This is a genomic window from Mycobacterium sp. RTGN6 (assembly GCF_033804605.1).
GTDB lineage: Bacteria > Actinomycetota > Actinomycetes > Mycobacteriales > Mycobacteriaceae > Mycobacterium.
Genome location: NZ_JAPZKZ010000004.1, coordinates 380,564 through 405,168, shown reverse-complemented (window position 1 = coordinate 405,168; position 24,605 = coordinate 380,564). Strand labels below are relative to the sequence as shown.

Below are 24,605 nucleotides of genomic sequence, written 5' to 3'. Positions count from 1 at the left end.
GCGCGCGCTTCTTGTTCCACTCTCGATGGCATGACAGATTCAGCACGACACGGCAGCCGCCGGGACGCAAGGCCACCCCGAACCGGTGTTGCCGAGGAGGACGTCCTCGTCGGGTTCCTTGACTACCTGCGAGCGTGCGTCATCGAGAAAGTGCGCGGTGTTCCGGAACCGTTGGTCCGGACTCCCGGCGTGCCGTCAGGCACCAATCTGCTTGGCTTGCTAAAACATCTGGCGCACGTAGAGCGGTACACGTTTCTCGGCGAAACAGTGACCGACTGGCCGGCGACGTTTCACGCCGGGCCCGACGAGACCGTCGACCTGCTGGTCGATGCGTATCGCGAAGCCATTGCGCAGGCCAACCGCGTCATCACGGCGTGTGGGGACCTCGAGTCCGCGTCAGCACGACCGACCAAAGGTATGGACGCACCGTCGATGCGCTGGGCTCTGGTGCACATGATCGAGGAGACCGGCAGGCACGCTGGCCACCTGGACATCCTGCGGGAACTCGCCGACGGCACGACCGGTCGATGACTCGCTGGCCAACGGGTGGCCCAAGCGAGGACCTCCTCGAGTTCACCCAGCAGACGATCGGCGTGATCAGCGCGAAGGTGCTTGCGGGACGTCCGGTGGGACGACGACCGCTGTCGGCACTGGATCAATAGCGCCCACGCCGAGATCGTCCCGAGTGCTCGACAACGCGGCGATCGCGTAGAACAACGCGCCCAGCCCGGCCGGGACGACGATCGTCGCGGCGATTTGCAACGCCGTGTGGCCGAAGAACACTCCCGGCGCCTCGACGACGTAGTGCACGCGGTGTTCCGGGGTGACCGGTGCGCCCGCGACGTCGACCGTCCCGTAGCGCCAGTGCGCCAAGACGGCGCCGACGCCCGTCGCGGCTCCGGCCGCCAGCATCGTGCCCACCGTCAGCGCACTCACCATCGCCGGACCCCGGCGCGATCGCCACTTCCACACCAGTGCCGCCGACACCACCGCCAGCACGCTCAGGAAGCCCAGCATCACGAACGCCGCGGCGAACAAGTGATCGGCTTCGTCGCCGACGAATCCGCGGATCCGCTCACCACCACGCGTCAATGCGACGACGCCCTGGACCGACGGCGCTAGCCAAGCCCACAGCGCACCGACGAGCACCCCAGCAAGCGCGAGCCCGACCACCACGCGCAGGAAGGCGCCGCGGCGGGAAAGGCGGCTCGGCGCAACGTCATCGACGGGCGCGGCGAGCACGACAGGCGGAACTTCGTCCTGCCCGCTCATCACTAGCTCATCGGTGCCAATCTGCTCTTCGCGCAAGCGCTCATCGCCTGTCATCGAGGTCCTTCGAATCCAACACACCATGTCGCGAACACTTGGCCGACCAACCATCGGGGCGCACCTGAACGATCATCCGCCTGCCACACTCTGAACAGAACCGCGGTGGCTCCAGCCCCAGCTGAGCCGCGGTGGGAGTCAACCCGCCCGCCGGCTCGCCCGTGTAGACGTTGTACTTCGCATCCGTCACTAGATGCTGGCGTTCAGCGCCTTGATCGGCATCTGCAGATCGTTGAGCAACTCGAGGTCGGACTCCGCCGGGCGCCCGAGCGTGGTCAGGTAGTTGCCGACGATGACGGCGTTGATGCCGCCGAGAATGCCCTGCTTGGCACCCAGGTCGCCGAGGGTGATCTCGCGACCGCCGGCGAAGCGCAACATGGTGCGCGGCAACGCCAGCCGGAATGCGGCCACGGCCTTGAGCGCCTCGGCGGCGGGCAGCACGTCAAGGTCGCCGAACGGCGTCCCCGGGCGCGGATTGAGGAAGTTGAGCGGCACCTCGTGCGGGTTGAGCTCGGCGAGGTTCGCGGCGAACTCGGCGCGCTGCTCCAACGTCTCGCCCATCCCGAGGATGCCGCCGCAGCACACCTCCATACCCGCCTCACGCACCATCTCCAACGTGCCCCAGCGCTCTTCCCAGGTGTGTGTCGTGACGACGTTGGGGAAGAACGACCGGGCCGTCTCGAGGTTGTGGTTGTAGCGGTGCACGCCCATCTCGGAGAGGCGGTCCACCTGCTCCTGGGTGAGCATGCCGAGCGAACAGGCGATCTGGATGTCGACCTCGTTGCGGATCGCTTCGATGCCCGCGGCGACTTGCGCCAGCAGCCGCTCGTCGGGACCGCGCACCGCGGCCACGATGCAGAACTCCGTCGCACCGGACTTCGCGGTCTGCTTGGCGGCCTCTACCAGGCTCGGCACGTCCAGCCAGGCGCTGCGCACCGGGGACGCGAAGAGCCCGGACTGTGAACAGAAGTGGCAATCCTCGGGGCATCCGCCCGTCTTGAGGCTGATGATGCCCTCGACCTCGACCTCGGGACCGCACCACTTCATCCGGACGTCGTGGGCCAGGGCCAGCAGGTCCTCGAGCCGGTCGTCGGGCAACTGAAGGACCGCAAGGACCTGGTCCTGGGTCAGGCCTTCGCCGCGCTCGAGCACCTGCTCGCGAGCCAATCCCAACACGTCGAGCGCCGCCTGCGTCACCCGCACTACCTCCTGAACCGAAGAACTTGAACGGTGTTTAGGCTACAGGTGTGCAAGTGCACCGACACGACGTGGTCGCCAAGGCCACACAACTCCTCGACGACTATGGGCTCGCCGATCTGACGATGCGCAGGCTCGCCCGCGAGCTCAACGTCAGCCCCGGCGCCCTCTACTGGCACTTCGCCGACAAGCAGGAGCTTCTCGGCGCCGTCGCCGACGGAATCCTCGAGCCAACGGCCGGCCTCGAACCCGAGGCGGACTGGCAAGATCGGTTGATGGCCATCGGTTCGGCCTTGCGCAACGCGCTGCTGTCGCGAACCGACGGCGCCGAACTGGTCTCGGCCAGCTTCGCCGCTGGCAAGTCGGGTGCGGTGGCCGAGGTGCTCGCCCGGCTCGGCTCCGCCGCAGCGGACGCGGGCCTCGAGCACGCGCACGCCGACCTCGCCGCCCGCACGGTGCTCTACTACGTGCTCGGCTTCACCGCCGACGAGCAGTCCCGACTGCAGTGGGACGCCGTCGGTGCGCTGCCCGACGAACAGTCCGTGCTCGCATCGAACCCCAACGGCCGTTTCGCATTCGGACTTCGACTGCTGGTTACTGGCGTGGCGCATGCGGCGCCGACGGTGCGAGCCGACGTCGGTGTCCGACCCTCGGACTAGCGTCCAAGGACATGATCACCGTGGACGAGGTGCGGCGCATCACCTCGAACCTGCCGAGATCCTACGAAGTCCTGGTGCGCGATCAGATCAAGTTTCGAGTCGGGCAGCTCGTGTATGTCGCGTTCTCCCGCGACGAGACCGTGATGGGCGTGGCCTTTCCCAAAGAGGAACGAGCGGCGATGGTGGCCGCCGAGCCGGACAAGTTCACGCTGCCGCGCACGTCGGACATGAGATACAACTGGATCCACGTCCGGCTGGACGCGATCGATCTCGAGGAACTCCGCGAATTGGTGATCGACGGATGGCGAATGTGCGTACCCAAGAAGATTTCTGACTCCGTCAGCTGATCGGATACTCAAGCTTCGTATCGCCAACCCAGCGGCGCAGCCCGACGACGCTGCCGGCGATCTCCTGCGGCCTGCCGATGATCCGCACCGCCCGGTCCAGCTCGTCGGGCGCGACCCGTCTGGCCATGGTGACGTGTGCCGTCCACTGCCCGGGGATCACGTTGGCCATCGGGCCGGGCTGCAGATGCGGCAGGCACAGCTGGTGCACCTCGGCGTGCACCATCAGCAGCTCGGCCGTCGGCACCAGCATTCGCGCAAGCACCGCGTTGGACCTGCCGAACACGACTGGCGCGCCGATCCGGCAAGTGAACGGAAAGCGAGTCATCAATGGCCGCAACAGCGCGTCCACCTCGGGGTCGACGCGTTCGGCGACGGTCAGCGTCGCGTGTGGGCGGCTTGCCGGAGTCTGACTGGGCATCCCCGCGTCGCGCAGCTCGTCCCAGATGTGCCGGATCGTGGCCTCGGTGTCCGGGTCGAAGACCAGCTCGACGGAGTGGACCATCAGCCCACCAGGCCCGCCACCCAGGCAGGGTCAAAGGCCGACGCGCTCATCGACTCGAAGTCAACCGCGCTCAACCGACCCGTTCCTTCGGGCAGCGCCGCACGCACCGGCGTCAGCCGGCCTAGTGCGCCGCGATTGTCGACCTCGGCGACCCCCGGTTCATTCGGCCACGAACCAATGATCAGTCCTACGCACGGAATGGCTTGCGCAGCAAGCGCTTCCAGGTTCAGTACGGTGTGATTGAGCGTACCGAGCCCAGGGCCGACGACGAGCAGCACCGACGCCTGTAACGCGCCGGTCAGGTCCCGCAACGTCACGCCGTCGGCGCCAAGCTCGACCAGTAGCCCACCGGCACCTTCGACCAGGGTCAGCCGCCCCGGCCGGTCGGTATCCGTGACGAGTCCGAGCATTTCGGCGCGTGTCGGAAGCGCCATTTGCGCTCGGTGCGCGGCGGCGACCGGCGCGAGCGGTTCGGGATAGCGCCAGCCCGGCGCAAGGGCCGTCACCCCGGACAGCCGCGCCACCTCGGCCAGATCGTCGTCGCCGTCGGCGGTCCCGGTCTGCACCGGCTTGCACACGGCGACGTCGAGACCCGCGAGTCGGGCGTGGCAGGCCAGAGTCGCGGTGGCGATGGTCTTGCCGACACCGGTGTCCGTGCCGGTGATGACGACGACGCTCATTGCGGGCTCACGGGCGAGCCGTCGACAGCACTTCCGTCAGCACGCGCCGCGCCAGGTCGAGTTCCTCGGCGCTGAGCGAGGCGCGCGCGGTCAGCCTCAACCGGGACGTGCCCGCGGGCACCGTCGGGGGACGGAAGCACCCGACGCGGACGCCACGGTCGAGGCAGGCGGTCGCCGCGGCAAGCGCCACCTCGGGTGCGCCGAGGATGACGGACACCACCGCCGAGGCAGGTGGTTCGGCGACGTCGCACACGCCGGCCAGGATCGCGGCGTGCCGCAGTACCGCGGCGGCCCGCGCCGGCTCCGCACGAAGCACCCGCAGGGCGGCCAACGCAGCGCCAACGGCGGCAGGCGCGAGCCCGGTGTCGAAGATGAATGGGCGGGCGGCGTCGATCAGGTGGTCGCGCACCGCGCGCGGGCCGAGCACGACGCCACCCTGGCTGCCCAACGCCTTGGACAGCGTCGTCGTCATCACCACGTCGGGGGCACCCGCCAGCCCGACTTCGTGCACCAAGCCCTGGCCGCCGTCCCCACGCACGCCCAGTCCGTGCGCCTCGTCGACGATCAACAGGGCTCCGTGGCGACGGCAGACGTCGTGCAGGGCGCGCAGCGGGGCCAGCGCCCCGTCCGTGCTGAACACCGATTCGGTGACGACGACGGCGCGCTCCTCGGCGCGGCCGCTCAGCGCCGCCTCGACGGCGTCGACGTCGCGGTGGGGCGTGACGACCACGCGGGCGCGTGACAACCGACAGGCGTCGACCAGCGAGGCGTGGGTGAGCGCGTCGGAGACCAACAGTGACCCGGCGCCGGTCAACGCGACCACGGCGCCCATGTTCGCGGTGTAGCCCGACGAGAACGCCAGCGCCGACTCGGCTCCGACGAACTCGGCGAGCGCGTGCTCGAATTCCTCGTGGAGTTCGGTGTTACCCGTGACCAGCCGCGAGCCGGTGGACCCGGCCCCCCAGGTGCGCAGGGCCTCCACGCCGCCTTCGATGACGTCGGGGTGTTGGGACAGGCCGAGGTAGTCGTTGGACGCCAGGTCGAGTTCGGCGCCGACGGGCTGACGGGTGCGCAGTGACCGCCTCAGCCCGGCGGATCGGCGCTGTGCCTCGACCTCGTCGAGCCAGGACAACGGGGACAACCCTGCGCGCGTCGACACCGGCCACCTTTCGTCCAATTGAACAGCGTTCAGGTTAACGCACGGGCGACGCCGACCATCGCCGAGGTGAGCTGTGCGACCTCGTCGTCGGTGCAGACGTATGGCGGCATCGCGTACACCAGGTTTCGGAAGGGCCGCAGCCACACGCGGTGCTCGAGGGCCGTCGCCGTCGCGACGCGCATGTCGACCGGTCGATCCATTTCGATGACGCCGATGGCGCCGAGCACCCGGACGTCGGCGACACCGGGCAAGCCCCGCGCCGGGGCCAGCCCGTCGCGCAGCCCCCGCTCGATCGCCGAAACCCTGCCCCGCCAATCGGATTCCAGCAGCAGTTCCACCGAGGCCACCGACACCGCACACGCCAGCGCGTTGGCCATGAAGGTCGGCCCGTGCATCAGCGCACCCGGTTCGCCCGAACTGATCGCGTGCGCGACCTCGGCGGAGCACAGCGTCGCCGCCAAGGTGAGGTAGCCGCCGGTCATGGCCTTCCCGACGCACATGACGTCCGGACTTACCCCGGCATGCTCGGCGGCGAACAACGCCCCCGTCCGGCCGAAGCCCGTGGCGATCTCGTCGAAGATCAGCAGTACGTCGTGTCGCGAGCACGCGTCCCGCAGATCGGAAAGGTAGCGAGGGTCATGGAAGCGCATCCCGCCCGCACCTTGCACCACCGGCTCGACGATGACCGCGGCGAGCTCGGCGGCGTGCTCGGCGAGCTGGCGCTCGAACTCGGCGCTGTAGACGGCGTCGTACTCCGCGGGCACCGCGGGAGCGAACACCTGGGGAATCAGGACGTCGGTCCACAGCGAGTGCATCCCGCCGTCCGGGTCGCAGACGCTCATCGGCGTGAACGTGTCGCCGTGGTAGCCGCCACGCCACGTCATCAGCTTGTGCTTGGCGGGTCTGCCGAGGCTGCGCTGGTACTGCAGCGCCATCTTCACCGCCACCTCGACGGACACCGAACCCGAGTCGCTGAAGAAGACGGTGTCCAACCCAGCGGGCGTGAGTTCGACGAGCAACTGCGCAAGCCGCGCGGCCGGCTCGTGCGTGAGCCCCCCGAACATGACGTGATTCATCGTGGCCAGCTGCTTGGTGACCGCGGCGTCGAGCACGGGATGGCCGTGCCCGTGGATCGCGGTCCACCACGAGCTCATCGCGTCGATCACCTCGACGGGGTGGCCCCGGTCGATCACGGTCAGCCATGCGCCCTTGGCGCCGACCGCGACGACGGGCGGCATCGCCTCGGCGCCGATCGTGCTGTATGGATGCCACACGTGGGCGGCGTCGATCGCACTGATCTCTTCGGGGGTCAACGCGGGCACAACCACCGAGCCTAAGCGCACTCTCAGAATGAGCGGAACCGCCGAGGTTAGGTAGATTGGCCGTCGACCATGAACACCCTCGCCCCGCCCCGACCTGCCATGGGTACGCGCAAATCGGGTTTCTATCGACACGACCTCGACGGCCTCCGCGGCGTCGCGATTGCGCTCGTCGCCATCTTTCACATCTGGTTCGGGCGGGTGTCCGGTGGCGTAGACGTGTTCCTGGCGCTATCGGGCTTCTTCTTCGGCGGCCGCCTGCTGCGTGCGGCGATCAACCCGAGCGGTTCACTGGCCCCGGGCCCGGAGCTCAAGCGGTTGGTTCGGCGCCTGCTCCCGGCGCTCGTGGTGGTGCTCGCCGCGTCGGCGGTGCTCACCATCCTGGTTCAGCCCGAAACCCGTTGGGAGACCTTCGCCGACCAGAGCCTGGCCAGCCTCGGGTACTACCAGAACTGGGAGTTGGCCAACACCGCGTCGAACTATCTGCGCGCCGGCGAGGCGGTCAGCCCGCTGCAGCACATCTGGTCGATGTCGGTGCAGGGCCAGTTCTACATCGCGTTCCTGGCGCTGGTCTTCGGCTGGGCGTACCTGTTCCGCAAGCGGCTGGGTAGCCACGTGCGTACGTCACTCATCGTGCTGCTGAGCGCGCTCACCATCGCGTCGTTCTGGTACGCGATAGTCGCGCACAACGCCGACCAGTCCACCGCGTACTACAACAGCTTCGCGCGCGGCTGGGAACTGCTGCTTGGCGCGTTGGTCGGAGCGCTTGTGCCGTTCGTGCGGTGGCCGATGTGGCTGCGGACCACCGTCGCGGTGGTGGCGTTGGCCGCGATCCTGTCGTGCGGCGCCTTCATCGACGGCGTCAAGGAGTTCCCCGGCCCATGGGCACTGGTGCCCGTCGGCGCGACGATGCTGTTCATCCTCAGCGCCGCCAACCGCGGAGCCGACCCACACCTGTTGGGAACTGCCGGTCGAATGCCTGTACCGAACCGGCTGCTGGCCACCAAGCCGTTCGTAGCGCTTGGCTCGATGGCCTACTCGCTGTACCTGTGGCACTGGCCCCTGCTGATCTTCTGGCTGGCGTACACCGGCGAGACCAAGGCGGACTTCCGCACCGGCGCTGGGGTGCTGGTCGGCTCCGTCGTGCTCGCCTGGCTCACCACGAAGTTCGTCGAGGAACCACTGCGCTACCGCGCGCCTGCTGCGGGTCCCGCCGTGGTCGTCGTCCCGCTGTGGGCGCGGTTGCGCCGCCCGACGATCGTGCTTGGCTCCATCGTGACGCTGCTGGGCGTGGCGCTGACCGCGACGTCGTTCACGTGGCGCGAGCACGTGACCGTCCAGCGGGAGAACGGCAAGGAACTATCTAGCCTTTCGATGCGCGACTATCCCGGTGCCCGGGCACTGCTCAACCACGCGCGGGTCCCCACACTGCCCATGCGGCCCACCGTGCTGGAGGCCAAGGACGACATCCCGGAGTCCACCACCGACGGGTGCATCAGCGACTTCGACCAGACCGACGTCATCAAGTGCACCTACGGCGACCAAGCGGCCACGCGCACCATCGCCCTGGCAGGCGGGTCGCACGCCGAGCATTGGGTCACCGCGCTGGACACGCTCGGCCGCAGCCACCACTTCAAGGTGGTCACCTACCTCAAGATGGGCTGCCCGCTGACGACCGAGGAGAAACCCTTGGTGATGGGCGACAACCGGCCGTACCCGAAGTGCCGCCAATGGAACCAGCGAGTCATGCCCGAACTGCTCGCCGCCCATCCCGACTACGTGTTCACGACGTCGACCAGGCCGTGGAACATCAAGGACGGCGACGTCATGCCCGGCTTCTACATCGGCATCTGGCAGCGGTTCGCCGACGCCGGAATCCCCGTGCTGGCAATGCGTGACACCCCGTGGCTGGTCCGTGACGGCGAACCGTTCTTCCCCTCCGACTGCCTCGCCAGCGGCGGCAACGCCATCTCCTGCGGCATCGAACGCTCCACGGTACTGTCCGACCACAACCCCACACTGGACTTCGTCGCGCAGTTCCCACTGCTGAAGCCGCTCGACATGAGTGATGCGGTGTGCCGTGAGGACTACTGTCGCGCCGTGGAGGGAAATGTGTTGATCTATCACGATTCTCATCACTTCACCACGACCTACATGCGCACCATGACCAACGAATTGGGACGTCAGATCGCCGCAGCCACCGGCTGGTGGTGAGGCCCGCGCACTTGAGGAGCGTTGATAAGCATGGTCTCCGCCATCTGGCCGGGTACGGCGTACCCCCTTGGCGCCACCTATGACGGTGCAGGCACCAACTTTTCGGTGTTCTCCGAAGTCGCGGAACGCGTCGAGCTCTGCCTGATCGAAAAGGACGGAACCGAGGAACGCGTCGACCTCGACGAAGTCGACGGCTATGTCTGGCATGCCTACCTACCGACCGTCACTCCCGGGCAGCGCTACGGGTTCCGGGTCCACGGCCCGTGGGATCCGCCTGCCGGCCATCGCTGCGATGCCAGCAAGCTGCTGCTGGATCCGTACGGCAAGTCGTTCCACGGCGACTTCGACTTCACCCAGGCGCTGTTCTCCTATGACCTGAAGGCAGCCGACCTCGCCGCTGGCGGCACGCCTCCGATGGTCGATTCGCTTGGCCACACCATGACGAGCGTGGTGATCAACCCGTTCTTCAACTGGGCCTCCGACCGCGCGCCGAACACGCCGTACCACGAGACGGTCATCTACGAGGCTCACGTCAAGGGCATGACGCAGACGCACCCCGGTATTCCAGAGCACCAGCGCGGCACGTACGCCGGACTGAGTCACCCGGTGATCATCGACCACCTCAAGTCCCTCAACGTGACGGCAATCGAGTTGATGCCAGTGCACCAGTTCCTGCACGACCATCGGCTACTGGATCTCGGGCTACGAAACTACTGGGGCTACAACACGTTTGGCTTCTTCGCGCCGCACTTCCAGTACGCGGCCAACCAGAGCGCGGGCGGCGCGGTCGCCGAGTTCAAGACCATGGTGCGCGCGTTTCACGAGGCCGGCATCGAAGTCATCCTCGACGTCGTCTACAACCACACCGCCGAAGGCAACCACCTGGGACCCACGATCAACCTACGTGGCATCGACAACGCCGCCTACTATCGGCTGCTCGACGGAGACCTGAAGCTGTACAAGGACTTCACGGGAACCGGCAACAGCCTCAACGCCCGACATCCGCACACCCTGCAGCTCATCATGGACTCGCTGCGGTACTGGGTGCTCGACATGCACGTCGATGGGTTCCGCTTCGACCTGGCGTCCACGCTGGCCCGTGAGTTCTACGAAGTGGACCGGCTGAGTGCGTTCTTCGATCTGGTGCAACAGGATCCGGTGATCAGCCAGGTCAAACTGATCGCCGAGCCGTGGGACATCGGTGAGGGCGGTTACCAGGTCGGCAACTTCCCCGGTTTGTGGACCGAGTGGAACGGGAAGTACCGCGACACCGTGCGCGACTACTGGCGAGGCGAGCCCGCGACACTCAACGAGTTCGCCTCCCGGCTCACCGGGTCTTCGGACCTGTACGAGGCGACGGGTCGCCGGCCAAGTGCCAGCATCAACTTCGTCACGGCCCACGACGGATTCACGCTCGCTGATCTGGTGTCCTACAACGACAAGCACAACGAGGCCAACGGCGAGGACAACCGCGACGGCGAGAGCCACAACCGGTCGTGGAACTGCGGTGTCGAAGGACACACCAACGATCCCGACATTCTCGCGTTGCGCGCCAGGCAGATGCGCAACGTCCTGGCGACGCTGATGGTCAGCCAAGGCACGCCGATGATCAGCCACGGCGACGAGATCGGCCGCACCCAACTGGGCAACAACAACGTCTACTGCCAGGACTCCCAGCTCGCATGGATGGACTGGTCGCTGTGCGAGACCAACGCGGACCTGATGGAGTTCGCGCAACGGGTGACCGCATTGCGCAAGGACCATCCGGTGTTTCGGCGCCGACGGTTCTTCGACGGCAAGCTGATTCGCAGCGGTGACGAAGAGGTCCGCGACATCGCCTGGCTGACCACCGCGGGCATACCGATGACACCCGAGGACTGGAATTCGGGTTTCAAGTGCGTCGGAATGTTCCTCAACGGCGACGCCATCCCCGCTCCCAATGCGCGCGGCGAACGTGTCGTCGACGACACCTTCCTGTTGTGCTTCAACGCGCAAGCGGACTCGGTCGAGTTCGTCACCCCCGACGCCAGCTACGCCACCGAGTGGACCGGAACGTTCGACACCGCGCATCCGAGAGGCGACAGCGACGTCGTGCTCAAGGCCGGTGAGCAACTGTCCCTCGAGGGCAGGTCGGTGGTCATTCTGCGTAAGACGGCCTGAGGCATGGCCTCTCGCGTACTCGCGACCTATCGGCTCCAGATGCGGGGCGATCAGTTCACCTTCGCCGATGCGGAGCGCCTGCTCGACTATCTCGACGAGCTCGGGGTCAGCCACGTCTACCTCTCGCCGATCCTGACCGCCGCCGCGGGCTCCACGCACGGGTACGACGTCGTCGATCCGACCGAGGTGTCCCCCGCGCTCGGTGGGGCCGACGGCCTGGCTCGGCTGTCGAAGGCGGCGCGCGCGCGAGGGTTGGGCCTGATCGTTGACATCGTGCCCAACCACGTCGGCGTCGAGGACCCGACGCAGAACGCGTGGTGGTGGGACGTGCTCGCCAAAGGCCGCGAGTCACCGTACGCCCCGTACTTCGACATCGACTGGACGCTGGATCCCGACGGCCGAATCATCTTGCCGGTGCTCGGTTCCGACGACGACGCCCAGCACCTCACCGTCGACGGCGACGTGCTGCGCCTCGACGGACGGACGTGGCCCATCGCGGCGGGCACCGGCGCGGGTAGCGGTCCCGAGGTCCACGCCCGCCAGCACTACCGCCTGATCGGCTGGCGCCACAACGTGTGCGGATATCGACGGTTCTTCTCCATCACGTCACTGGCCGGGCTTCGCCAGGAGGACCGTGCGGTCTTCGACACCACGCATATCGAGGTCAAGCGCTGGTTCGACGAAGGGCTCGTCGATGGCTTGCGCATCGATCACCCGGACGGGTTGTCCGATCCGACCGGTTATCTCGCCTGGCTGCGCGACCTCACCGGACCCGACGCCTGGATCGTGATCGAGAAGATCCTGGCCGTCGACGAAGCGCTGGACCGCACGCTGCCCGTCGCGGGCACCACCGGCTACGACGCCCTGCGCGAGATCGGTGGCCTGTTCATCGATCCCACGGGCAGGCAGGCACTGACCGCGTTGGTCGACTCCCCCGGCGGCGCCTACGCCGAGACGCCATTGATCGCCAGGGCCCTGAAGGCCGAGGCCGCCACCGAGACGCTTCACAGCGAACTTGGCCGGCTGTGCCGACGCATCGTCGCCGCGACGGGGGCAACGCACCCCGACCTTGCCCCGGCGGTCGCGGCGCTGCTCAGCCAAATCGGCGTGTACCGCTGCGACTACGTGTCCCTGGCCTCGGTACTACCGGTGGCAATCGCCGAAACCCTCTCCAAGGAGCCGCAATTCGGCGAGCCGCTGGCGATCATTTCCACCGCCGTTGGTATCGACGTCGAGGCGGCGACCCGGCTGCAGCAGCTGTGCGGCGCTTCGACCGCCAAGTCCATGGAGGACTGCCTCTTCTACCGGGATGCGCGACTGGTGTCGCTCAACGAGGTCGGCGGTGAGCCCGAGTGGTTCGGCGTCGGCGCAGCCGAGTTCCACGACCGGGCGACCGTTCGTGGCCGGCTGTGGCCGTCGGCGATGACCACGCTGTCGACGCACGACACCAAGCGCGGAGAGGACGTGCGCGCTCGCATCGGGGTGCTGTCCCAAGTGCCCTCGCTGTGGGCCGAACTGGTCGGGAGGTGGACGTTGCAGACGGCACCCCCCGATGCCGCGACGGCACTATTCTTGTGGCAGAACATCTTCGGGGTGTGGCCGGCCGACGGCGCCGTCTCCGAGCAGCTGCAGCAGCGCCTGCATGCGTACGCCGAGAAGGCCATCCGCGAGGCCGCCACGCACACCAGTTGGAACGACCCCGACGCCGAGTTCGAGTCGGCCGTCCACTCATGGCTGGACGCGGTGATCGACGGACCGGTCGCCGGCGAACTGACGTCACTGGTCGCCCGCATGGACGAGTACGGTCGGACAGATGCGTTGGGGCAGAAACTGATCCAACTCACCTCACCCGGCGTACCCGACGTCTACCAGGGCACCGAGCTGTGGGACGACAGCCTCGTCGACCCCGACAACCGCAGGGCGGTCGACTACGAGGCGCGGCGCAAGGCGCTGCGGTCGATGGAACACCCCAAGATGCGGGTCACCGCCGCGGCTTTGCGGTTGCGCCGCGAGCGGCCGGACACCTTCACCTCGGGTGAGTACCGACCCGTGCTCGCCGATGGACAGGCGCGCGAACACGTGATCGCATTCCTGCGTGGAAACGACGTGTTGGTGGCGGTCAGTCGCTGGACCGTGCAACTCTCCGAAACCGGCTGGGGTGACACGTCACTAGCGCTCCCCGACGGCCAATGGACCGACCGGCTCACCGGACGGCCGCACTCCGAGGTGGCCACCGTCGCCGACCTGTTCGACGAACTACCGGTGGCATTGCTGGAGTTGGCGCGTGGCTGACCACGAATTCTCGGTCTGGGCACCACGGCCGCGTCGCGTGCGGCTCGACGTCGACGGCACGCGGCGGGATATGACGCGGTCCGACGGCGGCTGGTGGCGGGCCCACGCCGACGTGCCACCCGATGCCCGGTACGGCTTCCTCCTGGACGATGACGAGAAGGTGCTGCCGGACCCGCGGTCCCCCCGCCAACCCGACGGCGTCCACGAACGCTCACAACTGTGGGACGCGTCGGCCGCGACGTGGACCGACCAGGACTGGGCGGGGCGGTCCATCGAAGGTGCGGTGATCTACGAACTCCACGTCGGCACCTTCACGCAGCCGGGCACGTTCGACTCGGCCATCGAGAAGCTCGACTATCTCGTCGAACTCGGGGTCGACTTCGTCGAACTCATGCCCGTCAACGCGTTCAGCGGGACCCACGGATGGGGTTACGACGGTGTGCTCTGGTACGCGGTGCACGAACCGTACGGCGGTCCCGACGGACTGGTCCGGTTGGTCGATGCCTGCCACGGACGTGGCCTCGGCGTCGTGATCGACACTGTGTTCAACCACCTCGGCCCCTCGGGCAACTACCTGCCGCGTTTCGGCCCGTATCTGTCCTCGGGGACAAATCCGTGGGGTGAGTCCATCAACATCGCCGACGCCGACGCCGACGAAGTGCGCACCTACATCGTCGACTGCGCCCTGCGGTGGATGCGCGACTTCCACGCCGACGGACTGCGCCTCGACGCCGTGCACGCCCTCGTCGACACCACGGCCGTGCACATCCTCGAGGAGCTCTCCACCGAAACCGACGCATTGGCAGCGCAATTGGGTCGGCCGCTGTCGCTGATCGCCGAGAGTGATCGCAACGACCCCCGACTGATCACCCCGCGGGACCGCGGCGGTTACGGCATCACGGCCCAATGGGACGACGACATCCACCACGCCATCCACACCGCCGTGTCCGGCGAGCGTCAGGGTTACTACGCCGACTTCGGGTCACTCGAGACGCTCGCGACCACGTTGCGCCACGGCTACTTTCACGCGGGCACGTACTCGTCGTTCCGCCGCCGCCGACACGGCCGCCCGTTCGACACCGCGAGCATCCCAGCCACCCGACTGCTCGCGTACACGCTGACCCACGACCAGGTCGGCAACCGGGCAGTGGGCGACCGCCCGTCGCAGAACCTGGACGCCGGGCAACTTGCGGTCAAGGCGGCGTTGGCGCTTGGATCGCCCTACACCGCAATGATGTTCATGGGTGAGGAGTGGGGCTCGACGAGTCCGTTCCAGTTCTTCAGCTCGCACCCCGAGCCCGAGTTGGCCCGGGCTACGGCCGAAGGCCGCAAGGCCGAGTTCGCCGAGCACGGTTGGGAGGCCGACGAGGTACCCGACCCGCAGGATCCCGAGACGTTCCGACGGTCCAAGCTGGACTGGACCGAGGTGACCGCCGGCGAGCATGCCAGACTCCGTGAGCTCTACCGCGGACTGATCAGGCTGCGCCACGACGAACCCGACTTCGCCGATCCCTGGTTGGATCATCTCGCGGTCGAGTACGACGAGGAACAGCGCTGGATCGTGTTGCGCCGCGGTGCATTCGCGATCGCGTGCAATCTCGGCACGAATCCCGCCAGGGTTCCCGTGTCGGGCGAGGTGGTGCTGGCGTCGGCCGCACCGACGGTCGGCGAGACGACCGAGCTGCCGGGCCACTCGTTCGCGATTCTGCGCTGAGTCAAGCCTTCGTCCACAACCGGAGCACTTGTGGATGGATCACGCATGCGTCGACGGAAAACGCGCATCATCCTGGTGTGAGCCACCGCGACTTCCTTCCGATTCCGCCCATCGACTCGGCGACCGATCCCATCTACTCACCCGCCGACCTGAAGCAACGCTGGCGCGCGTTGATGCAGGAACTCGGATTCGGCGAGCGCCTCTTGAGATTCGCGTTCGTCGGGCCAGATCGTTGCCTGATCAAGGTACTGACCGACGTCGAGATCGGGCCAAGGCCAGTGCCCGCGCAGGTGGACGAGCTCATGTCCGCCTTGAGCACGTTGATCGGTAGGTTCGGCGACGGAACCACGGTCGCGCTGCTGCTGACGCGGCCGGGCCGCGGCGGACTGTCGCACTCGGACCGCGCCTGGTACAGCGCGCTGATCGCCTCGGCGGAACGTTTCGACGTTCCCCTCGAACCCATCTTCCGCGCCAACGACGAGGCGCTGGTACCGATGACGGACCACCTCGAGGCGACCGGCTAGGTCACGTCAGATAGCGATACGCGGGCGAACCCGGCTCCAACGCCTCGACGTGCATCTCCGATTCGCGCATCCGGGCCATCAGACCGTCGAAGTCGGCGGCCGAGCCCAACTCGACGCCGACCAACGCCTCACCCGTTTCGCGGTTGTTGCGCTTGACGTACTCGAACAGCGTGATGTCGTCGTTCGGCCCGAGCACCTCGTCGAGGAACCGGCGTAGCGCCCCCGGCTCCTGGGGGAAGTCGACGAGGAAGTAGTGCTTGAGGCCGAGATGCACCAGCGAACGCTCGAGCACCTCGTTGTAGCGCGACACGTCGTTGTTGCCGCCCGAGATCAGACACACCACGGTGGACCCCGGCGTGACGTCGGCTTCGAGCAGGGCCGCGACCGACAGCGCGCCCGCGGGCTCGGCGATGATGCCCTCGTTCTGGTACAGGTCGAGCATCGCCGTGCAGACGGCACCTTCGTCGACCGTTGTCATCGCCACCATGTCACCGGCAGCGGCCAGGGCGGCGTAGGGCAGCGCACCCGCGCGGGCCACTGCGGCGCCGTCGACGAACTGGTCGACGTGCTCCAGCGTGACGGGCTCACCGGTGGCCAGTGCGGCCACCATCGCGGCGGCGCCGGCCGGCTCCACGCCGAGCACCGACGTGTTGTTCGTCCGCTCCGCGAGGTAGGTCGTGATGCCGCTGATGCAGCCGCCACCGCCGACGGGCACGATCACCAGGTCGGGTTCGCGGTCGAGTTGATCGAGCAGCTCGACGGCGATGGTGCCCTGGCCGGCCATCGTCCGGACGTCGTCGTACGGCGGCACCAGCGTCGCCCCGGTGCGGGCCACGTCGTCGAGCGCGGCCGCCGCGGCGACGTCGTAGGTCTTGCCGCCCACGATCAGCTCGATGAACTCACCGCCGTGGTAGAGAATCCGGTCCCGCTTCTGCTTCGGCGTCTTGGCGGGCACGTAGACGCGGCCGTGGATGCCCATCGAGCGACAGGCCAGTGCGAAGCCCTGGGCGTGGTTGCCCGCCGAGGAGCACACCACCCCGGCCGCAAGCTCCTGCGGGGTCAGCTGCATCAGCAGGTTGTAGGCCCCGCGCAGCTTGTAGGAGCGCACCGCTTGAAGGTCTTCGCGCTTCAGGTAGACCTGGGCACCCGTGATCGCCGACAACCGATCACTGAGCTGAAGGGGGCTCGCGGCAACCACGCCGGAAATTCGCTGAGCGGCGTCGTCGATGTCCGCGGCGCGAAGGGGCGCGGCGGGACTGGTTCGAGGACTCTGGCTCAGGTCAGCGGACACCGGTCAATGGTGCCACCAAAGGCCTCGTCTGCGAAAACGGGTTTAGCTCGCCGGGGTGAGCAGGAACACGGGGATCTGGCGGTCCGTCTTCGTCTGGTACTCCGCGTAGTCGGGCCAGGTCGCGACGGCCCGCTCCCACCACACGGCCTTCTCGTCGCCGAACACCTCGCGGGAGTCGTACTCCTTGGTGGCCGTGCCGTCCTGCAGTTCGACGCGAGGGTGGGCGACGATGTTGTGGTACCAAACCGGGTGCTTGGGGGCGCCGCCGAGCGAGGCGACCACGGCATACTCACCGTCGTGCTCGACCCTCATGAGCGGGGTCTTGCGGACCTTTCCGGTCTTGGCGCCGATGGTGGTCAGCAGGATGACCGGCCTGCCCTTGAGCTCGGTCCCCTCGGTTCCGCCCGATGCCATGTACTGCTCGGCGTTCTCGCGGGCCCAGTCCGACGTGCTTGGTTCGTATTCTCCGGTGAGCGGCATCCCACCACCTTATGCCGCGGCAGAAACCCGACCCTGATTTAGCGTTTCGGTTGCCCGAAACTTCAGATACGAGCTATCGTCAAACCCGTGACGACACCCACCGAGGTACGGATCGCGGGCGTCCCGTGGCCCGTCTACAAGCTGGCCGCACTGGCCGCAGGCCTGGTCGTGCTCATCGTCGTCGGCCTCGTCACCATGACCCCCGGCCCCGCGGTCGTGGCCGCCGCCACCGTCGGCACCGTCGTCGGGCTGACGCTGCGCCTGCTCCGCTCGTCGCAGCCTTAACCGGCGAGCAGCCCCCGCAACGTCTCGAGGTCGGCCGCCACCGCAGCGGCATCGGCCTCGAACTCCGCGTCGGACACACCCGCCCGTCGCCGTACCGTGAAGACCACCTCGCACCGTGCCTCGTCGCCGCCCGCCGGTATCACCCGCATCGGGTTGTAGACCGCCTCGCCGGACGGCAGCCGAACGACGTGATCGAGCACGCCGAACTCGTTCGATGGCGCGAACTCGACTTCGGCATCGGCCAGCGCTGGATCCGCGAGCCCGGCCGCCCAGCGCGGAAGCTGAGCCGGGTCCGAGACAAATGCGTACACCACGTCGGACGCCGCATCGATCCAGACGCTGACGTGTCGTGACGTCTGGCGATCCACAGTCGTGTCGTCATCCATTCCTTCATGGTGGCGCACACACTGGGCTCATGGCCGAGATTCCTGATCGCCCGACTCCGGTCGAGCAGTTCGTCAAACGCGCCGAAAGCCTGGCGTCCGGTGCCGAGCACCACATCCCGTCGTGGCTGCGCCCCGGTGACCCGGAGAGCAGGCTGCCGGTACTCACCGCCCTGATCGTCGCGATCGTGCTCCAACTCGCCATCCCGAAGAGCTACACCGTCGTGCCGCGTTGGCCGCTGATCGCCTTGGAGCTCCTCCTCGTCGTGGTGCTGGTCGTGCTCAACCCGTTACGCCTGTCGCGGCAGACCACGTTCGGAAGATGGGCCAGCTACACGCTTCTGGCGGCCATCACCGTGGACAACACGTTGTCGGCGGTGGTGTTGGACATCCGCATCCTGTCGGGCGAGGTCAGCAATCAGGCCGCAGTGCTGTTGGGCAGCGGAGCGGCCATCTACATCACCAACGTCATCGTCTTCGGCATCTGGTACTGGGAGTTGGACCGCGGTGGACCCTTCGTCCGCCGAGAAGGCGAGCGGCCCTACCCGGACTTCATGTTCCCCCAGATGACGGACCGCACACTCGCGCCACCGAATTGGCGCCCCGAGTTCCTCGACTACCTCTACGTCAGCTTCACCAACGTGGTGGCGTTCTCCCCCACCGACACGATGCCGATGGCGCGTTGGGCCAAAGCGATGATGACCGTCCAGTCCATGGTCTCGTTCACCACGCTGGCGCTCGTAATCGCAAGGGCGGTGAACGTTTTGGGCTGAGCGTGCGACGATGTGGCCCATGCGTCAAACTCGTCCTGCCACCGCGTCGTGACCCCGATCGTCCATCGCCTTGCGCTGTTGGCGGTCAACGCCGTCCCGGTCGTGGGTTGGTTCGCCGAGGACTGGTCTGCGGGCACGACACTGGCGGTCTATTGGTTCGAGAACGTCGCGGCATGCCTGTTCGTTGCCGCCCGGGTAGTCGGCCACGCACGCCTGAGTCCGCGGCGCGGACACTTCGACTACCAGCCACCGGCCGGAGACCGCCGCGGCTCTGACAGTTACTTCGTCAAAGGATTCCTCGTCGCCAGTCTCGTCTTCTGCGCGGCACACGCCATCTTCCTCGGAGTAATTCTGTTCCTGCTCAACCACCAAGGCGAGCGAGGCATCGCGGACGTCGACTGGCGCAGCGTTGGTCGCGGGTGCGCAATCGTGCTCGCCATCCTGATCCTCGAGTTCGTCGTGGACCTACTCAGTCTGCGCAACTGGTCCTTCCTGCAGCTCGAGCAGACCGCTCACCGCGGTCTCGGACGCGTCGTCGTCGTCCACCTCACGTTGATATTCGGTCTGCTAGCCGTAGCCATCAGCGGAGCGCCCGATGCCCTATTCGGTGTCTTCGTCGTCCTCAAGACCCTCTACGCCCTTTCCTTGGCGCTGCCACAGTGGGAACCGGCCACCCCGCCACGTTGGCTCAACCGGATGATGACGCGCCTGCCGAACGTGCGAACCGGCGAGAACTTCGAGGACGCCTGGGCCAAGGACCGCGCCGAAGAAGCCGACCGGCGCGTCAAAAACGAACAGCCGTGGACCGGACGCCGCCCCGCCGCGTGACTCGAAATCGCCAGGGCGCTGAACGTTTTGGGCCAAATGTTCAGCCTTGAAGAAGGAGTACGTTGGCATTCATGGGGCTTGCCACCGCACAACTGACACCAATCGAGCAGACTGCGTTTCTCACCGAATACGCGAGGGCATTGGACAGCCAATGGCAGCGGCCGATCCTCGGCGATTCACTTGCCAACGAGGTGGTCGGCAAGATCGACTACGACTTCGCCGGCCTCGGTGTACAGACGAGCGTCGTGTGCCAGACGGCGTTGCGCGCCAAGATGCTCGACGACCGGGTGCTCGACTTCATCACCCGCCACCCCGACGCCGTCGTCGTCGACCTCGGGGCGGGCCTCGACAGCGGCTACTATCGCGTCGCACCGCCGCCGACGGTGGATTGGTACAGCGTCGACCTGCCCGGCATCACCGCGCTGCGCGACGAAGTACTGCCACCTGACCCGCGCTCGCATTCGGTGCCGGCGTCGCTGGCCGACGACCACTGGCCCGACACCATCGCCGACGACCGGCCGACGATCCTCGTCGCCGACGGGCTGTTCGCCTTTCTCACCGAGCCGGCGATCGCCGCGATCTTCCGCCGCATCACCGACCACTTCGGCACTGGCGAGCTGACGTTCAACGACTACGGCGGCATCGGGTGGGTCAGTAGAACCGTGATCAAGCTCTACCCGCAGAAGATGTTCAAGGACGTCGGAAGTCAGTGGGGCTACCAAGGATTCAAGGACGCCCACCATCCCGAAACCTGGAATCCGCGGATGAAGCTGATCGAGGAGGCCAGCTTGGCACATGCGCCGGAGGTCGAGCTGTTCCCGGCGTGGCTGCGGATCGCCACCAGGGTCGCCGGGATGTCCAAGTCCGGCGCGCGCCACGGACGAGTCCTGCGTTACGCGTTCTGAGCGGCCGGCGTTACGCGCCCAGGCAGCCGGGGCCCAACAACGCCTTCAGATCGCCCATCAATGCCGACGACGGCGTGACGCGCAGTGACTGGTCGAGTTCCAGGGTGGTGATCCGCTCGCCGCTGATCAGCCGAAGCTGAACCTGGGCCATTCCAGGGTGACTCGCCAGGATCTGCTTGAGCGCGCTCACCTTCTCAGCCGTGCACTGCCTGGTGGGCAAGCTCACCGCCACCGGCCGGTCCACCTGTGCGTTGGAGAAGTCGGGCACCACGATGTCGTTGACCATCAACGACACTCGGTCCTCCTCGATGCGAACCTTGCCACCCATCACCACGATTGCGTCGTCGGCGATCTCGGCGCCGAACTGCGAGTACACGTGGGCAAAGATGTTGACCCTGATGCCGCCAGTGAGGTCCTCCAACTGCGCTGAGGCCCAGGGCATTCCGTTCTTGTTCACGCGGCGCTCGACCCCGGCCAGAATGCCGCCGACACGCACCTGCGATTCGTTTAGCACGTCGCCGTCGAGGATGGCCGGGATGTGGGTGTCGACCTGGGCGGCGAGCAGGTGGGCCACCCCGTTGAGCGGATGCCCGGACACGTACAGTCCCAACATCTCTCGCTCGATCGCGAGTTTGTGCTTGTCGTCCCACTCCTCGTCGGGCACCTTGATGGTGAACACCGAGTCGGTGGCGATGTCGGCGCCGCCGAACAGATCGAACTGGCCCATCGCCTCGGCCTTCTTGGTGCCGAGCACCGACTCGACCGCATCGGTGTGGATGAGGAACAGGCCCTTGCGGGGATGCCCGAGCGAGTCGAACGCCCCCGCCTTGATCAGCGACTCCGTCACCTTCTTGTTGCACGCGGTGATGTCGATCTTGTTGAGGTAGTCCGAGAAGTCGGCGTATTTGCTCTTGGCGGTGCGCGTGTTGATCAGGGAGGCAACGACGTTCGCGCCGACGTTGCGCACCGCGCCCAACCCGAACCGGATGTCGGCCCCCACCGAGGCGAAGTTGTGCGCGGACTCGTTGACGTCCGGCGGCAAGACGGTGATGCCGAGCCTGCGGCAGTCCGACAGATAGACGGCCGCCTTGTCCTTGTCGTCGCCCACCGACGTGAGCAGCCCCGCCATGTACTCGGCGGGAAAGTTGGCCTTCAGGTATGCAGTCCAGTACGACACCAGGCCGTACCCCGCGGCGTGCGACTTGTTGAACGCGTAGTCCGCGAAGGGAAGCACCGTGTCCCACAACGCCTTTACGGCCGCCGCGGAGAAGCCGTTGGCCTTCATGCCTTCGGAGAAGCCCTCGAACTCCTTCTCCAGCACCTCGCGCTTCTTCTTGCCCATGGCCTTGCGGAGAATGTCGGCTCGAGCGAGCGAATAACCCGCCACCTTCTGCGCGATGCGCATGATCTGCTCTTGGTAGACGATCAGGCCGTACGTCTCGGCCAGGATCTCGCGCAGCGGCTCCTCGAGTTCGGGGTGGATCGGCCTGATCGCCTGACGGCCGTTCTTGCGATCCGCGTAGTCGTTGTGGGCGTTCATGCCCATCGGCCCTGGCCGGTAGAGCGCAATGACGGCGACGACGTCCTCGAATCCCGTCGGCTGCATGCGCCGAAGCAGATCGCGCATCGGGCCACCGTCGAGCTGGAACACGCCGAGTGTGTCACCGCGCGACAGCAGCGCGTATGCATCCGGGTCGTCGAGCGGCACCGCGTCGAGATCGAGGTCGATTCCCCTGTTGGCCTTGATGTTCTCGATGCAGTCACCGATGATCGTCAGGTTTCGCAGCCCGAGGAAGTCCATCTTGAGCAGGCCGATGGCCTCGCACGACGGGTAGTCCCAGCCGGTGATGATGGCGCCGTCCTGCGGACGCTTCCACAGCGGGATCGCATCAACGAGCGGCTCGGAACTCATGATCACCGCGCAAGCGTGGACGCCGGCGTTGCGGACCAGCCCCTCGAGCCCGCGCGCCGTCTCGTAGATGGTGCGCACGTCCGGGTCGGTCTCGATGAGCGCGCGGACCTCGGCGGCTTCCTTGTAGCGCTCGTGGCTCGAGTCGGTGATGCCCGACAGCGGGATGTCCTTGGCCATGACGGCAGGCGGAAGCGCCTTGGTGATTCGGTCGGCGATGGCGAAGCCGGGCTGGCCGTAATTGACCCGCGCCGAATCCTTCAGTGCCGCCTTGGTCTTGATGGTGCCGAAGGTGATGACCTGAGCGACGCGGTCGCTACCCCACTTGTTGGCGGCGTAGCGAAGCATCTCGCCGCGGCGGCGATCGTCGAAGTCGATGTCGATGTCGGGCATCGACGCGCGCTCGGGGTTGAGGAACCGTTCGAACAGCAGTCCGTACGTGATCGGGTCGATGTTCGTGATGCCGAGCGCGTACGCCACCAGCGACCCGGCGGCCGAACCGCGACCGGGACCCACCCGGATGTCGACGGACCGTGCGTAGTTGATGAGGTCCGCGACGATGAGGAAGTACGACGGGTAGCCCTTGTCGCAGATCACTTCGATCTCGTACTCGGCCCGCTCGACGTAGTCGGCTGGGGCGCCACCCGGGAAACGGCGCTGCAACCCGGCGCTCACCTCGTGCTGCAACCACGACGCCTGGTCGTGCCCCTCGGGCACCGGGAAGATCGGCATCCGGTCGGCAGGCGTCCACACCTCGGCGTACGACTGGACGCGTTCGGCGATCAACAGCGTCGAGTCGCACGCTCCGGGAACCTCGTCGTCCCACATCGCGCGCATGTCCGCGGCCGACTTCAGGTAGTAGCCGTCACCGTCGAACTTGAACCGGGTCGGATCCGACAGCGTCTTGCCCGTCTGCACGCACAGCAGCGCCTCGTGGTTGCGCGAGGCCTCCTTGGTGACGTAGTGGCAGTCGTTGGTGGCCAGCGGCGGGATACCGAGCTTGCGTCCGATGTCGAGCAGCCCCTCGCGGACGCGGCGCTCGATCTCGATGCCGTGGTCCATCAATTCGAGGAAGTAGTTCTCGGGCCCGAAGATCTCGCGCCACTTGGCCGCCGACTCCAGCGCCTCACGCTCGTGGCCGAGCCGCAGCCGGGTCTGCACCTCGCCCGACGGGCAGCCGGTGGTGGCGATGATGCCTGCCGCGTGTTCGGTGATGATCTCGGCGTCCATCCGAGACCACTTGCCCAACTGCCCCTCGAAGGATGCGCGCGACGAAAGCTTGAAGAGGTTGCGCAGCCCGGTGGCGTTCTCCGCGACCATCGTCATGTGGGTGTACGAGCCACTACCCGAGACGTCGTCGCCCTTCTGGCTTGGATCGCCCCACAAGATGCGCTTGGTGTCGAACCGCGATGCCGGGGCGATGTAGGCCTCCACACCGATGATGGGCGTGATGCCCACTTCGGTTGCGCCGTTGTAGAACTCGCTGGCCCCGAACATGTTGCCGTGGTCGGTCATGCCGATCGCGGGCATCTCCAGCCGTTGCGCCTCGGCCAGCATCGGCTTGACCTTGGCTGCACCGTCCAGCATCGAGTATTCGGTGTGGTTGTGGAGGTGCACGAACGACTTGCTCATAGGGACGCCAGTCTATGGCCGCGCTC

The 24,605-nt window shown here is 67.0% G+C and carries 23 protein-coding genes; 12 read left to right on the top strand and 11 right to left on the bottom strand.

Features of this window, described 5'->3' with window-relative positions:
• Positions 1-30: 30 nt before the first annotated feature.
• The gene (locus tag SLQ33_RS12800) at positions 31-531 is read left to right on the top strand and encodes a DinB family protein (protein ID WP_319454206.1); all 501 of its coding nucleotides are present in this window, start codon (positions 31-33) and stop codon (positions 529-531) included.
• A 66-nt stretch (positions 532-597) separates the two neighbouring features.
• Here the strand turns inward: SLQ33_RS12800 and SLQ33_RS12795 are convergent, their stop codons facing one another.
• The 3 genes from SLQ33_RS12795 to bioB are packed head-to-tail and all read right to left on the bottom strand — an operon-like array spanning position 598 to position 2,523.
• Positions 598-1,272 (bottom strand): DUF2567 domain-containing protein, encoded by a 675-nt coding sequence (locus SLQ33_RS12795; protein ID WP_319454367.1) that lies wholly within the window; start codon positions 1,270-1,272, stop codon positions 598-600.
• Positions 1,273-1,312: 40 nt separating this feature from the next.
• Positions 1,313-1,516, bottom strand: coding sequence for a hypothetical protein (locus SLQ33_RS12790; RefSeq protein WP_319454205.1), 204 nt, complete (start codon positions 1,514-1,516; stop codon positions 1,313-1,315).
• Positions 1,516-2,523 (bottom strand): biotin synthase BioB, encoded by a 1,008-nt coding sequence (bioB, locus tag SLQ33_RS12785; protein WP_319454204.1) that lies wholly within the window; start codon positions 2,521-2,523, stop codon positions 1,516-1,518. The genes SLQ33_RS12790 and bioB overlap by 1 nt, the downstream gene beginning before the upstream one ends.
• Positions 2,524-2,573: 50 nt before the next feature.
• Between bioB and SLQ33_RS12780 the strand changes: the two genes are divergently transcribed.
• Complete coding sequence (locus SLQ33_RS12780; RefSeq protein WP_319454203.1) at positions 2,574-3,182, top strand: TetR family transcriptional regulator; 609 nt, start codon at positions 2,574-2,576, stop codon at positions 3,180-3,182.
• Positions 3,183-3,193: 11 nt separating this feature from the next.
• A complete protein-coding gene (locus SLQ33_RS12775; RefSeq protein WP_319454202.1) occupies positions 3,194-3,529 on the top strand; it encodes an MmcQ/YjbR family DNA-binding protein in 336 nt (111 codons plus the stop codon).
• Here the strand turns inward: SLQ33_RS12775 and SLQ33_RS12770 are convergent.
• From SLQ33_RS12770 to SLQ33_RS12755, 4 genes are read right to left on the bottom strand one after another with little or no spacing between them, the layout of a single operon-like run.
• Complete coding sequence (locus SLQ33_RS12770) at positions 3,522-4,031, bottom strand: 2'-5' RNA ligase family protein (RefSeq protein WP_319454201.1); 510 nt, start codon at positions 4,029-4,031, stop codon at positions 3,522-3,524. The genes SLQ33_RS12775 and SLQ33_RS12770 overlap by 8 nt on opposite strands.
• On the bottom strand, positions 4,031-4,711 hold the full coding sequence (bioD, locus tag SLQ33_RS12765) for a dethiobiotin synthase (RefSeq protein ID WP_319454200.1): 681 nt from the start codon (positions 4,709-4,711) through the stop codon (positions 4,031-4,033). The genes SLQ33_RS12770 and bioD overlap by 1 nt, the downstream gene beginning before the upstream one ends.
• Positions 4,712-4,718: 7 nt before the next feature.
• The gene (locus SLQ33_RS12760; RefSeq protein WP_319454199.1) at positions 4,719-5,870 is read right to left on the bottom strand and encodes an 8-amino-7-oxononanoate synthase; all 1,152 of its coding nucleotides are present in this window, start codon (positions 5,868-5,870) and stop codon (positions 4,719-4,721) included.
• A gap of 29 nt (positions 5,871-5,899) precedes the next feature.
• Positions 5,900-7,192 carry an adenosylmethionine--8-amino-7-oxononanoate transaminase gene (locus SLQ33_RS12755; RefSeq protein ID WP_319454198.1) on the bottom strand — a complete coding sequence of 431 codons (1,293 nt, stop codon included), beginning with the start codon at positions 7,190-7,192 and terminating at the stop codon, positions 5,900-5,902.
• Between the two features lie 69 nt (positions 7,193-7,261).
• Here SLQ33_RS12755 and SLQ33_RS12750 point away from each other — a divergent pair, with 69 nt between their 5' ends.
• The 5 genes from SLQ33_RS12750 to SLQ33_RS12730 all read left to right on the top strand — a co-directional run bounded on the left by SLQ33_RS12750 (position 7,262) and on the right by SLQ33_RS12730 (position 16,093).
• Positions 7,262-9,403, top strand: coding sequence for an acyltransferase family protein (locus SLQ33_RS12750; protein WP_319454197.1), 2,142 nt, complete (start codon positions 7,262-7,264; stop codon positions 9,401-9,403).
• A 30-nt stretch (positions 9,404-9,433) separates the two neighbouring features.
• Entirely contained in the window at positions 9,434-11,563 is a 2,130-nt protein-coding gene (gene glgX, locus SLQ33_RS12745; RefSeq protein WP_319454196.1) for a glycogen debranching protein GlgX, read from the top strand.
• Positions 11,564-11,566: 3 nt separating this feature from the next.
• Positions 11,567-13,855 (top strand): malto-oligosyltrehalose synthase, encoded by a 2,289-nt coding sequence (gene treY, locus SLQ33_RS12740; protein WP_319454195.1) that lies wholly within the window; start codon positions 11,567-11,569, stop codon positions 13,853-13,855.
• On the top strand, positions 13,848-15,569 hold the full coding sequence (treZ, locus tag SLQ33_RS12735) for a malto-oligosyltrehalose trehalohydrolase (protein WP_319454194.1): 1,722 nt from the start codon (positions 13,848-13,850) through the stop codon (positions 15,567-15,569). The genes treY and treZ overlap by 8 nt, the downstream gene beginning before the upstream one ends.
• Positions 15,570-15,646: 77 nt before the next feature.
• Positions 15,647-16,093, top strand: a complete 447-nt coding sequence (locus tag SLQ33_RS12730; protein ID WP_319454193.1) for a hypothetical protein — start codon at positions 15,647-15,649, stop codon at positions 16,091-16,093.
• 1 nt (position 16,094) lies between these two features.
• Here the strand turns inward: SLQ33_RS12730 and ilvA are convergent, their stop codons facing one another.
• Together ilvA and SLQ33_RS12720 are read right to left on the bottom strand one after the other, a co-directional pair.
• Complete coding sequence (gene ilvA / locus SLQ33_RS12725) at positions 16,095-17,384, bottom strand: threonine ammonia-lyase IlvA (RefSeq protein ID WP_319454192.1); 1,290 nt, start codon at positions 17,382-17,384, stop codon at positions 16,095-16,097.
• A gap of 42 nt (positions 17,385-17,426) precedes the next feature.
• Positions 17,427-17,864: a nitroreductase family deazaflavin-dependent oxidoreductase gene (locus tag SLQ33_RS12720; protein WP_319454191.1), complete on the bottom strand. Its 438-nt coding sequence runs from the start codon at positions 17,862-17,864 to the stop codon at positions 17,427-17,429.
• Positions 17,865-17,951: 87 nt separating this feature from the next.
• On the opposite strand from SLQ33_RS12720, the gene SLQ33_RS12715 reads away from it, so the two are divergent.
• Positions 17,952-18,149, top strand: coding sequence for a hypothetical protein (locus tag SLQ33_RS12715; RefSeq protein WP_319454190.1), 198 nt, complete (start codon positions 17,952-17,954; stop codon positions 18,147-18,149).
• Here the strand turns inward: SLQ33_RS12715 and SLQ33_RS12710 are convergent.
• The gene (locus SLQ33_RS12710) at positions 18,146-18,535 is read right to left on the bottom strand and encodes an SRPBCC family protein (protein ID WP_319454189.1); all 390 of its coding nucleotides are present in this window, start codon (positions 18,533-18,535) and stop codon (positions 18,146-18,148) included. The two genes, SLQ33_RS12715 and SLQ33_RS12710, sit on opposite strands and share 4 nt — an antisense overlap.
• Before the next feature lie 29 nt (positions 18,536-18,564).
• Here SLQ33_RS12710 and SLQ33_RS12705 point away from each other — a divergent pair, with 29 nt between their 5' ends.
• The 3 genes from SLQ33_RS12705 to SLQ33_RS12695 all read left to right on the top strand — a co-directional run bounded on the left by SLQ33_RS12705 (position 18,565) and on the right by SLQ33_RS12695 (position 21,038).
• A complete protein-coding gene (locus tag SLQ33_RS12705; protein WP_319454188.1) occupies positions 18,565-19,305 on the top strand; it encodes a hypothetical protein in 741 nt (246 codons plus the stop codon).
• Positions 19,306-19,353: 48 nt separating this feature from the next.
• Positions 19,354-20,133: a DUF6498-containing protein gene (locus SLQ33_RS12700; protein ID WP_319454187.1), complete on the top strand. Its 780-nt coding sequence runs from the start codon at positions 19,354-19,356 to the stop codon at positions 20,131-20,133.
• Between the two features lie 71 nt (positions 20,134-20,204).
• Positions 20,205-21,038 carry a class I SAM-dependent methyltransferase gene (locus SLQ33_RS12695; RefSeq protein WP_319454186.1) on the top strand — a complete coding sequence of 278 codons (834 nt, stop codon included), beginning with the start codon at positions 20,205-20,207 and terminating at the stop codon, positions 21,036-21,038.
• A gap of 10 nt (positions 21,039-21,048) precedes the next feature.
• Here SLQ33_RS12695 and dnaE read toward each other — a convergent pair whose 3' ends face one another.
• Positions 21,049-24,579, bottom strand: a complete 3,531-nt coding sequence (gene dnaE / locus SLQ33_RS12690; RefSeq protein WP_319454185.1) for a DNA polymerase III subunit alpha — start codon at positions 24,577-24,579, stop codon at positions 21,049-21,051.
• Positions 24,580-24,605: the final 26 nt, after the last annotated feature.